This is a genomic window from Flavobacterium fructosi (assembly GCF_042787335.1).
GTDB lineage: Bacteria > Bacteroidota > Bacteroidia > Flavobacteriales > Flavobacteriaceae > Flavobacterium > Flavobacterium fructosi.
Genome location: NZ_JBHZQA010000003.1, coordinates 31,985 through 44,493, shown reverse-complemented (window position 1 = coordinate 44,493; position 12,509 = coordinate 31,985). Strand labels below are relative to the sequence as shown.

Sequence of the window (12,509 nt, the reverse complement as noted above, 5' to 3'; positions counted from 1 at the left end):
AAAATTAGATTACAAAAACACGGTTCAAACGACCGTGTTTTTTTTTACGTCTTTTTTTAAATAAACCGCTCTAATATCTTTTAAAAGAGTAAATTTGACGAGTTTTTTAAAAAATATACATGAGCGCATCGCACAAAGACTTGCACAGTAAATTGACATTAGGCGGGTTATTAATTTCTTTAGGAATAATTTACGGTGACATTGGAACCTCACCTTTATATGTTATGAAAGCCATACTTGGCGATCATATTATCAATGCAGATATTGTTTTAGGAGGCATTTCAGCAGTATTTTGGACCCTTACCTTACAGACTACAATCAAGTATGTGATTATCACCTTGAGTGCTGATAATCATGGCGAAGGAGGAATTTTTGCTTTGTACGCCTTAGTCAAAAAAACGAAAATTCAATGGCTGATTGTCCCCGCAATTATTGGAGGAAGTGCCTTATTGGCTGATGGAATAATAACACCTCCAATTTCAGTATCTTCTGCTGTTGAAGGAATTAGAACATACTACCCTCATATGAATACAATACCAATTGTAATAGGTATTTTATTTGTATTGTTTACCATTCAACAATTTGGAACCAAGTTAGTTGGGAAATTTTTTGCACCAATGATGATGATTTGGTTTATGATGCTTGCTGTGCTTGGTGTAATACAGATCGCACAGCATACGGAAGTTTTCAAAGCAATAAATCCATATTATGCTTATCATTTACTGTCTATTCACCCGGATGGATTTTTTGTGCTTGGTTTTGTATTTCTATGCACCACGGGTGCAGAAGCTTTATATTCAGACATGGGTCATTGCGGCCGAAAAAACATTAGAATCAGTTGGATTTTTGTAAAAACAGCCTTAGTACTGAACTATTTTGGACAAGGGGCTTATTTAATTCATCATGAAGGACAATCGTTACTAACATTAGGCGGAAAAAATGGAAATCCATTCTATCTTATTATGCCAGATTGGTTTCAACCAATAGGGATTGTTATTGCAACACTTGCTGCCGTAATTGCCTCACAAGCATTAATTAGTGGATCATTTACATTAATAAATGAGGCTATGCGTTTGAATTTCTGGCCAAAAGTAAAAATTAAGTACCCAACTGAATTAAAAGGACAACTTTACATTCCTTCTATAAACTGGCTGTTATTTTTTGGATGTGTTGGTATCGTATTGCATTTTGAAGAATCTAGCAATATGGAACATGCCTACGGATTGGCTATTATATTATGCATGATAATGACTACCATTCTACTTAATTATTATTTGATAATGAAAAGAGTTAAATTATACTTCATTATTCCTGTAATTACTACCTACTTAATAATCGAATTTAGTTTCCTTATCGCTAATATCACTAAATTTGCAGAAGGTGGCTACGTAACACTTTTTATAGCGATAGTACTGATTTCGATTATGACGATTTGGTATTTGGCTAAAAAAATTAACAAAAACTACACAAAAATTGTAAAAATAGAAGATTACAAAAAAGTATTGATTGAATTAAGTACTGATTTATCTATTCCCAAATACGCAACGCATCTTGTTTATATGACAAATGCAGGAAGAGTCGATGAAATAGAAGAAAAAGTGATGTATTCTATTTTACAAAAAAGACCAAAAAGAGCTGATATTTATTGGTTTGTACACGTTAATATCTTAACAGAACCTTACAAAACAGATTATAGGGTAACCGAAATAGTTAAAGATGACATCTATCGAATTGACTTTAATCTGGGCTTTAGAGAACCTACTAAAATAAATTTAATGTTTAGAGAGGTTATTAGAGATATGGTAAAAAAAGGAGAAGTGGATATTACAAGTAGATACGAATCTTTGAATAAAAACAACATCATTGGTGATTTCAAATTTGTTTTGTCTGAAAAATTTCTTTCTAATGATAGCGACTTGATATGGCATGAAAAAATAATTATGAACTCCTATTTCTTCATAAAAAAACTAAGCTTATCCGAAGAAAGAGCATTTGGTTTGGATAGTAGCTCTGTAAAAGTAGAGAAATTCCCAATGGTCCTTCATGCACCTCAAAATATAGGTTTAACAAGAATTAAATAAGTGTTTTTTTTACATAAAATTCATAAAAAGCACTGTTTTATAAACAGTGCTTTTTTTTTATTAAAAAATTAAAAACAACATTCATTATTAAAAATATAACATTTGGTCAATTAATAGTACCTTTGCACCTCAATTATTTAAAATGAGATTACACAGAAATTTAGTTTATACTACCATCGATGCTTTAAACGCCATTTTTAATGAAGGCGAATATGCTGATAAAGTGGTAGCAAGGTCCTTAAAGAAAGACAAAAGATGGGGAAGTTCCGATAGAAAATTTGTTGCCGAAACCATCTACGAAATCGTACGTTGGAAAAGATTATATGCAGAAATAGCCGAAGTAAAAGAACCTTTTGACAGAGATAATCTTTGGAGAATGTTTTCGGTGTGGGCCGTTTTAAGAGGCTATCCTATTCCTGATTGGCGTCAGCTGGAAGGAACTCCCGAAAGAAAAATAAAAGGACGTTTTGACGAATTATCCAAAGTACGAGCCTTAAAAGAATCTATTCCGGACTGGATGGATGAATTAGGAGTTAAAGAATTAGGCGAAAAGGTTTGGGCTACGGAACTAACGGCTCAAAATCAGCCTGCAAAGGTTATCCTAAGAGTTAATACGCTCAAGACAACCAGAGAAGCGCTTCGTGCTATTTTAATGGATTTAAACATTGAAACGGAAACGTTAAAAAATCAGCCAGATGCTTTAGTGTTAAAAGAAAGAGCTAATGTTTTCTTGACTGATGCTTTCAAACAAGGTTTCTTTGAAGTACAAGATGCCAATTCACAATTAGTGGCTGCTTTTCTTGATGTAAAACCAGGAATGCGTGTAGTTGATACCTGCGCTGGTGCGGGAGGAAAAACATTGCACATTGCTTCTTTAATGGAAAATAAAGGGCAATTAATCGCGATGGATTTGTATGAAAGCAAATTGAAGCAATTAAAAATCAGAGCCAAAAGAGACGGTGCTTTTAATATTGAATACCGAATTATTGATTCTACAAAAATCATCAAAAAACTACACGAAAAAGCAGACCGTGTTTTAATTGACGCGCCATGTAGTGGTTTAGGAGTTTTGAAAAGAAATCCCGATGCTAAATGGAAATTAAAACCGGAATTCATTGATAACATTCGTAAAGTCCAATCGGAAGTTTTAGAAAGTTATTCTAAAATTGTAAAACCAGGAGGAAAATTAGTGTACGCAACTTGTTCTATATTACCATCTGAAAATCAAGAACAAATTGCTCGTTTCTTAAGTACTGATATTGGTCAACAATTCAACTTTATAAAAGACCAAAAAATTCTGGCCTCCGAGTCTGGTTTTGACGGATTCTACATGGCATTATTAGAACGTAAAGAAAACTTTGAACAGAAAGAAAAAAGAGTACAAAAAGAAGTAGAATAGAATATAAAATTTAGATTCCAAAATTCACAAAAAAAGGTTCTCAAATTTGAGAACCTTTTTTAATTTATTTATAGGATTTATTAAATATATTTTATTAATTCAGTATCATTAAGAATTAATATTTGTTCAAAACCTTCGTCAAATAATTTTCCACGAACTTTAAGAATGTTTTTTCCATCAAGCAAAACTTCATCACGTTTGTTTTTAAAGAGAATAATCATTCTTCTAACTTTTCCGTTTTGAATTATTTCAGTTGATGCATATTTGTGTCCGCCATCTGCACCCGTAGACAAAACATCATATTCAGATAATTCGAGTTCAAAATTTTCATCAGAATCCATATAGCGTTTTTTATGATTATGTGCAAAGAAAAGCAAAAAACTAAGTTTACATAAATTCTTAATCATTCATAGAAATCAAAAACTCTTCATTATTTTTTGTTTTCTTGAAACGGTCATTAATAAAATCCATCGCTTCCACCGGGTTCATATCCGAAAGATATTTTCTCATAATCCACATGCGTTGCAATGTTTTTTGATCCAATAATAAATCATCTCGTCTTGTACTTGAAGAGGTTAAATCTATAGCTGGAAAGATTCGTTTGTTTGCAATTTTTCTGTCTAATTGCAATTCCATATTTCCCGTACCTTTAAATTCTTCAAAAATAACTTCATCCATTTTCGAACCTGTCTCCGTCAAAGCAGTTGCAATAATACTCAATGAACCTCCATTTTCAACGTTACGTGCTGCTCCAAAGAAACGTTTTGGTTTTTGTAATGCATTAGCATCAACACCTCCACTCAAGACTTTTCCTGACGCAGGTTGTACGGTATTATAAGCTCGTGCTAAACGAGTAATAGAATCTAACAGAATTACTACATCATGACCACATTCTACCAAACGTTTTGCTTTTTCAAGAACAATATTTGCTATTTTTACATGTTCCTGTGGCTCTCTGTCAAAAGTAGAAGCAATTACTTCCCCACGAACACTGCGTTGCATATCAGTAACCTCCTCCGGACGTTCGTCTATCAATAAAACGATTAAATAAACTTCTGGATGATTCGCTGCAATTGCATTTGCAATATCTTTAAGCAACATGGTTTTACCTGTCTTAGGTTGCGCCACAATCATACCACGTTGGCCTTTACCTATCGGTGAAAATAAATCGATAATTCGCGTCGAGATAGTACTTTGCTTTTCAGCCAATTTAAATTTTTCAGATGGAAAAACAGGAGTTAAATGCTCGAATGAAACTCTATCACGAACTACTTGAGGATCGTGTCCGTTTATTTTTAAAACTCTTACAAGAGGAAAAAATTTCTCCCCTTCTTTTGGAGGACGAACCACTCCTTTTACGGTGTCTCCGGTTTTAAGACCGAATAATCTAATTTGTGATGTCGATAAATAAATATCATCTGGCGAAGCCAAATAATTGTAATCGGAAGAACGCAAGAAACCATAACCGTCAGGCATCATTTCTAATACCCCTTCACTTTCAATAATCCCGTCAAATTCAAAATCAGAATCTTTAAAATTACTTTTCTTATTTTTAAAATTCGGGTTTTGATTCCCGTTCCCATTCCCGTTAGTATTTTGACTGAGGCTCTGTTTATGTAATTGATTTGGATTTATCTTTTTTATTGGTGCCGGGACTTCACTATTTTCCTCAGTTACTGAATCGGTAATTCCTTCAGTTTCTTTAGCTGTTTCCTTTACTTCCTCTTTATCTTTTTTTAAAGCAATTTTCTTCTCGTAAGCTGATTTACTGAATTTAACAATTTTAGGTGCTTTATTTTCAGTTTCCGTTGGTACACTACTTTCAGAACTATCCGTCGCAGTGTTATTAGCTTCGGGAGTGCTTACTTCAACAAGCGCTGTATATTCGTTTGGAGTTGCTTCCGGTTCTGTACTAGAGGTTGTTGGATTTCTTTGAATAGCTACTTTTTTTACAGGAACAATTCGCACTCTTTTTGGCTTATCATCCTCCACTGTCTCTTCTTGCCTTTTAACAACAATTGAAACAACGTTGCTTTCCTTATTTTTTTCTAATGTTGTATCAACGCTAGCGGTCTGATGCTCTAAAATATGACTAATTAAAGTCTCTTTTTTCACACCGTTAAACTTTATGGTTTTAGCTGATTTAGCTATTTCTTGAAGCTCAGATAGCTTCATTTCTTTTAATGCAGAAATATCAAACATGAATGTTCTTTGAATTTAATTAATTTGGAAAATCTAAAGATAGGTAGTAAACTATTTTATTTTGAATCAACCGCAGTATGAAGTGCTTACGGTATTGTTATGCAATAATACGAATAAAATTTAATCATGCAATAGTATTTATTAAAAAGAAAAATATATTTTTGTAAAACAAATTGAAATCATGATACAAAGAATTCAGACCATCTATTTATTTATCGCTTTCATAGTTACGGGAATACTACCGTTTTTTATTCCTCTATGGACAATGAAGGATGGCGGTAATTATTATTTTATGCAAAACCAGTTTTATGTTATAATATTGGGGCTAAGTACTACGCTTTCTGTATTAAGTATTGTTTCCTATAAAAAAAGACAAAATCAATTTGTTATTGGCAGATTGAACATCATATTAAATTTGATTTTATTAGGATTGTTTGTATATCGTTCGCTAAATCTATCTGGAGAAACACAAGTGGTTTCGGAGAAAGGTATTGGGATGTTTCTACCTATCTTGACTATCGTGTTATTAGTTTTAGCTAATAAAGCCATCAAGAAGGATGAAGATCTTGTAAAATCTGTGGACAGATTGAGGTAAACCTATAAACTTAGTTTATTAGTGCGAAGGAAACCCGAATGTAACAATTCGGGTTTTTTTGTGTAATATAATAAATCTTGCCGTTTTAAAAATAATAAAAATCTTATTAAATGAAATGTTAATTATTTTTTTATAAATTTGATAATAGCAAAAAAAATATGATGCCAAAAATAAGAATCCATCTGGCCGACGACCATAAAATACTAATACACGGTATTAGCTCGTTGCTACAAACCATTCCAAACTTTGAAGTGGTTGGGTTCTCTTTAAATGGCGCTACCCTTTTTGACGAAGTCACTCAAAATAAAACTGACGTTCTTATTCTGGACATAAACATGCCACAGAGAGACGGCATAGCAGTCATTAAAGAATTTGCCGAAAAAGGTTTCCCCTGCAAAGTAATAATTCTCTCCAGTTACGATGATTTAAAGCTTATAAAGGAAATTATGAAATTGGGCGCAAGCAGCTATCTTACGAAGCAATGTGCCGGAGAAAATATTGTCGAAGCAATTCTGGCTGTCTACAGAGGTGAGGAATATTTCAGTGAAATCGTAAGAGAAAAAATATTCAGTAATGTAACCAAAGACAATCCAAAATTAAACAATTTAATTCCTACCATAAATTCTCTTTTGACTGGACGAGAAGTAGAAATCATTACATTAATTTCATTAGAATACAGTGGCAAAGAAATCAGTGAACAATTGTATATCAGTATAAATACAGTAGAAACCCATCGCAAAAATATAATGAAAAAACTAAAACTAAAAAATACAATCAGCTTAGTAAAATACGCTATTAAAAACAACTTGATCAAATCGTAAGCTCTCATTTTACCTGTTTTTTATCTTCAAAAACACATTTCTTTTCAAATAAAAAAAACATGATAGTTATACGATTTTAAGTCAGATTCGAATTATTAGAAAAAATTATTTATTTTTAATTTAAAAAATAAGAAGTTTGAACTATAACTAACATACTTGCAGATAGATGTACCTTTTTATACCACAACAACACCGAATCATTTTTTTGTTTTTTTTAGTACTAAATCTTTTCAGTACTTGCATAGAGGCTAAAGAAAAAATCCCCTCTAAAGAAAAAATTACTTTTTTAGCAAAAGAGGCCTGTCAATACATGAAAGATGACAAGTTTGAAAAATCTCTGGTTAAATCCAGAATTGCGTTGCATTATGCTATTGCCATTAAAGATGATGATCTAATTGCCACGATCTACAATACTATTGGGGCTAATTTCGATGAAATGTCTGAATTTGACAAAGCTTTTTTTTACTATAATGTGGGCCTAGTGTACGCGAATAAAACCAAAAATTACCAACTAAGAAATTGGCTCTGTAATAATCTGGGAAATATATATTGTTTTGACAAAAAACAGTATGAAAAAGGAATTTTTTATTATAAAAAAGCTCTGGAATACAGTACAAAAATAAAGGATTCAAGTCAAATTGTTTTTATAAAACTTAACATCACTTGGGCCTATTTTGATATTGGACGTTTTAATAATGGTTACCCCTATTTACAATTCATTAATAAACATCATAAAAAACATGGTGACAACAGCACAATAGTAGCCTTAAACATGCTCAACGGAATGTATTACGGGCATAAAATGGAACGTGAAAAAGCGAGTCTTTTTTTTGAAAATGCCATTAGATTAGGAAATAAAGGACAAGAGAAATCTGATTTGTCATTTTCACATCTTGAGTATTCTAAATTTTTATTAAAAAATGGTCAGTACCAAAAAGCTTATGAAAACCTTGCAACTTACAATACCATTTCTGCTGAGCTCAATAATGAAGAAAAGATTAAAAAAGTAAATGTAGCCGGCATAAATCTCGAATTAGATCAATATAAAAGAGAGATCAATAATATCGAAGCTAAATATCAGACAAGCCAACAAGTATTGATCGAAAGACAATACAAAAATAAACAAATAAGCGTTATAATAATAGCTTCTTTAATTTTGATAATCATTCTCTTTTACTTTTTCTTTCAAAATACAAGACTAAAACAATACAATAAACTTAAAGATATTCAAAGTAAAATTCAGGAAAATATCATCAACGCCTCAATTAACGGCCAAGAAACGGAGCGAAAAAAAATTGCCTCCTTTTTACATGATAATATTAGCGCTTTATTGTCTTCCGCAGGATTGCACTTAACTGTTTTCACTTCACAAAACCAAACACCACCTGATGAAATAGTAAAAACTAAAGTACTATTAAAAGAAGCACATGATAAAGTACGGGATTTATCTCACGAGCTAATGCCGACACTTTTGGCACGATTTGGTTTATTTTATGCACTCGAGGATTTATGCGAAAAAAATTCAAACTCTGCAATAGATTTTATATATACCAGTACATTACCCACAAAAATTAGGTACAATGAAGATTTCGAAATGAAAATGTATTTTATTGTTTCTGAACTCTTAAACAATATAACTAAACACAGTCAGGCAAAAAAAGGTACGGTGACTATTCACGAACATAATGAATCAATCCACATTCACATCCATGACAACGGAAAAGGTTTCGACACCGATAAGTTCGAAATTATTGAAGGTTTTGGCCTTAACCAAACTAGGTCACGGATTAATAATTTACAAGGAAACTTGACCATTAATTCAAAACTAAATTCTGGCACATCAGTTTCTATTTTAGTTCCCGTAGTACATTAAAATGGATTACGACTTTTTTTCGATTTCAATAATCTCTAAATCTTTTATTTTATCGCCTTCAATCACAAAACGCAACATGGTACGCACTTGGTGATAGCCACTTTTCCCTGCTGCTCCTGGATTCATGTGTAGGAGATTATTTTTTTTATCGAATATTACTTTAAGAATATGTGAGTGTCCGCAAATAAATAATTTTGGAGGATTTGTAACCATCTCCGCTTTAATATTGGGACTGTATTTCCCCGGATAACCGCCAATATGGGTAATCCACACGTCAACTCCTTCGCACATAAAACGGTTGTGCAACGGAAATTCTAACCGCGCTTTGGCATCATCAATATTGCCATAAACACATCGCAACGGTTTTAGTTTTTTTATTCTGTCAGTCACAGCCAAATCGCCAATATCTCCCGCATGCCAAACTTCGTCAGACTGCGCCACATATTTCAAAATCGTATCGTCAATATAACTGTGCGTATCGGAAAGCAAGAGGATTTTTTTCAAACTAGTTTTATTTGGAGCTATTTCCTGCTATACGTTACAATCTTTTCTATTTTCAAGGAAAAACAGAAAAGGATTTTCACTGCTATCAGGGCTAGGATTTTGTGGTAAAATTAAACATTCCAATTTCAAATAAAAAATAAGTTTCAAACTAAAAAACATTACTCCTTTGCCTCTTCGAGAGAAAAATTTATAAGTATCTTTGTACCTACAAAAAAATTGACTTGAGGTATTTTATAAAGTTAGCATACAACGGAACCCATTATCATGGCTGGCAATACCAACCTAATGCTTCGTCAGTGCAGGAAACGATGAACAAAGCCGTCTCTACTATATTGAACACTGAGATTAATCTCATGGGAGCCGGACGAACGGATACTGGCGTTCATGCCAAAGAAATGTATGCCCATTTTGATTTTGAACCTTCCTTTGATATTCCTACTTTAGTACATAAACTCAACTCCTACCTGCCAAAGGACATTGCTGTTTATGATATTATTCTAGTTCACGAGGAAGCGCATACTCGTTTTGATGCTACAAAAAGAACGTACGAATACCACATCAACACTTTTAAAGATCCTTTTTTGCAAGAACAAAGTTGGTATTTTCATCAGCCGTTAGATGTAGATTTGATGAATGAAGCTGCTGAGTTATTATTTAACTACACCGACTTCCAATGTTTCTCTAAAGTAAATACGGATGTGAACACATTTGATTGCTCAATTTTTGAAGCCAACTGGACGCGAGGCACAGCCAAACAGGGCTTAGAAAAACAAGAAAACGAAATACTGATTTTTACCATTTCGGCGAATCGTTTCTTGCGAAATATGGTTCGCGCCATTGTGGGAACATTAATAAACATTGGTTTGCACAAGATTACATTAGCTGATTTTAACGCTATCATAAAAAGCAAAAACAGAGATAATGCTGGTTTTTCGGTTCCGGCGCATGGTTTGTATTTAACCAAAATAGAATATGATTACATTACGAAATAGCCCTGATAGCAGTGGAAATCCTTTTCTATTTTTCCTTTAAAATAGAAAAGATTGCAACGTATAGCAGGAAATAGCTCTAAAAAAACATGAAAGCAAAAGCATTTGATACCCGATTATTCAAACGAATATTACAATACACCAAACCTTACCAATGGCGTTTTAATGGCGTGATTATTTTTGCCATATCGCTTTCGGTATTTGCGGCATTGCGTCCTTATTTATTAAAGCAAACCGTCGATGGCTACATAAAAACGCAAGATCAGCATGGATTATTACTTTATGTAATCTTGATGGGAATTGTGCTTTTGATGGAAGTATTTTCGCAATTTTTCTTTGTGTACTGGGCCAACTGGCTTGGGCAGGACATTGTAAAAGACATTAGAACCAAGCTATTTCGTCATATTCTAAGTTTCAGAATGAAATATTTTGATCTTGTTCCTGTGGGACAATTGGTAACACGTTCGGTCTCGGATATTGAATCGATTGCACGAATTTTCAGTCAGGGATTATTTATGATTATCAGTGACTTGATGAAAATGCTCGTCGTTCTTATTTTTATGTTTTACATGAACTGGACCTTGACCTGGATTGTGATTGTTGCCATGCCAATTCTGGTTTTCATCACCCGAATTTTCCAAAAGAAAATGCAGGTCGCTTTTGAGGAAGTGCGCACCCAAATTGCTAATATGAACTCCTTTGTTCAGGAACGAGTGACGGGAATGAAAATCGTCCAACTCTTTAACAGGGAAGATATTGAGATCGAAAAATTTAAAGAAATTAATGAAAAACACAATAGAGCATGGATAAAAACGATTCTTTATAACTCCATTTTCTTTCCAATTGCTGATATTATTTCGTCATTAACGTTAGGCTTTATCGTTTTATACGGCGGAATGAAAATCTTAAACGGTGATCATTTTACCACTTTTGGAGATTTATTTTCTTATACGATGTTCATAGGAATGCTTTTTAATCCATTGCGCCAAATCGCAGATAAATTTAACGAGATGCAACTGGGGATGATTTCCGCCAATCGAGTTTTTGATATTTTGGACACTGAAGATCAGATTCAAGATACAGGAACAATTGAAGCGCCACTTTTTAAAGGCGATATCAGATTTGAAAATGTACGTTTTGGCTATATCCCTGAAGAAGATGTAATAAAAGGAATAGACCTTGACGTAAATGCCGGTCAAACTATCGCCATTGTAGGTTCTACGGGTGCAGGAAAATCAACGATTATAAACTTATTAAACCGTTTTTACGAAATCAACAGTGGTTCTATTTATATTGACAATCACAACATCGAGAATTATACTTTAAGTACGCTACGAAATCAAATTGCGGTAGTTTTACAGGATGTTTTCCTTTTTGCTGATACTATTTTCAATAATATCACATTAAATAACCCCGCTATTTCTCGTGAACAAGTTTTGGCGGCAGCCAAAAAAATTGGGGTGCACGATTTCATCATGAGTTTGCCAGATAATTATGATTTTGACGTAAAAGAACGTGGTGTAATGCTATCATCGGGACAACGCCAATTGATTGCGTTTTTGAGAGCCTATGTGAGTAATCCAAGTATCCTTATTCTGGATGAAGCCACTTCATCGATTGATACGTATTCTGAGGAACTGATTCAACGAGCCACCGAAACTATAACTACAGGACGAACTTCCATAATTATTGCTCATCGTCTCGCAACCATTGTAAATGCTGATAAAATTGTGGTTATGGACAAAGGATTAATTGTAGAACAAGGAACGCATCAGGAATTAATCAACCGCGAAAATGGGTATTACAAGAACTTGTATGACTCCCAGTTTTCAGTAGCGAATTAACTGTTGATTCGATTTTTTGTTTAAGTAAAAAGAGCACAAAGTTTTAATTGATAAGGTTTCATAGCCGTTAGTTCAAGTAATTTCGTTTAAAATAGCTTTGATTTTCTGAAAATTTGTTAGTTTACTACTTTATTACTTTGAAACTTTCTCAAAACAGAATAAATCCTTAAATTCGCCCAGTCAATTAAATAAGAAAAACAC

10 protein-coding genes are annotated in these 12,509 nt (G+C 33.2%); 7 read left to right on the top strand and 3 right to left on the bottom strand.

Annotation, left to right across the window (positions count from 1 at the left end):
• Positions 1-119 precede the first annotated feature (119 nt).
• Both ACFX5D_RS05485 and ACFX5D_RS05480 read left to right on the top strand, forming a co-directional pair.
• The gene (locus ACFX5D_RS05485) at positions 120-2,081 is read left to right on the top strand and encodes a KUP/HAK/KT family potassium transporter (RefSeq protein ID WP_379857242.1); all 1,962 of its coding nucleotides are present in this window, start codon (positions 120-122) and stop codon (positions 2,079-2,081) included.
• 142 nt (positions 2,082-2,223) lie between these two features.
• Complete coding sequence (locus ACFX5D_RS05480) at positions 2,224-3,480, top strand: RsmB/NOP family class I SAM-dependent RNA methyltransferase (RefSeq protein WP_379857241.1); 1,257 nt, start codon at positions 2,224-2,226, stop codon at positions 3,478-3,480.
• An 80-nt stretch (positions 3,481-3,560) separates the two neighbouring features.
• On the opposite strand, the gene ACFX5D_RS05475 is transcribed toward ACFX5D_RS05480, so the two are convergent.
• Together ACFX5D_RS05475 and rho are read right to left on the bottom strand one after the other, a co-directional pair.
• A complete protein-coding gene (locus tag ACFX5D_RS05475; RefSeq protein ID WP_379857240.1) occupies positions 3,561-3,821 on the bottom strand; it encodes a hypothetical protein in 261 nt (86 codons plus the stop codon).
• 58 nt (positions 3,822-3,879) lie between these two features.
• Complete coding sequence (rho, locus tag ACFX5D_RS05470) at positions 3,880-5,682, bottom strand: transcription termination factor Rho (RefSeq protein WP_379857239.1); 1,803 nt, start codon at positions 5,680-5,682, stop codon at positions 3,880-3,882.
• Positions 5,683-5,863: 181 nt separating this feature from the next.
• Here rho and ACFX5D_RS05465 point away from each other — a divergent pair, with 181 nt between their 5' ends.
• The 3 genes from ACFX5D_RS05465 (at position 5,864) to ACFX5D_RS05455 (ending at position 8,971) form a co-directional block, all read left to right on the top strand.
• Positions 5,864-6,277 (top strand): DUF4293 domain-containing protein, encoded by a 414-nt coding sequence (locus ACFX5D_RS05465; protein WP_379857238.1) that lies wholly within the window; start codon positions 5,864-5,866, stop codon positions 6,275-6,277.
• A gap of 158 nt (positions 6,278-6,435) precedes the next feature.
• Positions 6,436-7,098: a response regulator gene (locus tag ACFX5D_RS05460; RefSeq protein ID WP_379857237.1), complete on the top strand. Its 663-nt coding sequence runs from the start codon at positions 6,436-6,438 to the stop codon at positions 7,096-7,098.
• A 166-nt stretch (positions 7,099-7,264) separates the two neighbouring features.
• Entirely contained in the window at positions 7,265-8,971 is a 1,707-nt protein-coding gene (locus tag ACFX5D_RS05455; RefSeq protein WP_379857236.1) for a tetratricopeptide repeat-containing sensor histidine kinase, read from the top strand.
• Between the two features lie 6 nt (positions 8,972-8,977).
• Here ACFX5D_RS05455 and ACFX5D_RS05450 read toward each other — a convergent pair whose 3' ends face one another.
• Positions 8,978-9,475 carry a metallophosphoesterase family protein gene (locus ACFX5D_RS05450; RefSeq protein ID WP_379857235.1) on the bottom strand — a complete coding sequence of 166 codons (498 nt, stop codon included), beginning with the start codon at positions 9,473-9,475 and terminating at the stop codon, positions 8,978-8,980.
• Between the two features lie 221 nt (positions 9,476-9,696).
• On the opposite strand from ACFX5D_RS05450, the gene truA reads away from it, so the two are divergent.
• Together truA and ACFX5D_RS05440 are read left to right on the top strand one after the other, a co-directional pair.
• On the top strand, positions 9,697-10,467 hold the full coding sequence (truA, locus tag ACFX5D_RS05445; RefSeq protein WP_379857234.1) for a tRNA pseudouridine(38-40) synthase TruA: 771 nt from the start codon (positions 9,697-9,699) through the stop codon (positions 10,465-10,467).
• A gap of 86 nt (positions 10,468-10,553) precedes the next feature.
• Positions 10,554-12,308, top strand: a complete 1,755-nt coding sequence (locus ACFX5D_RS05440) for an ABC transporter ATP-binding protein (protein WP_379857233.1) — start codon at positions 10,554-10,556, stop codon at positions 12,306-12,308.
• The last annotated feature ends 201 nt before the right edge of the window (positions 12,309-12,509 follow it).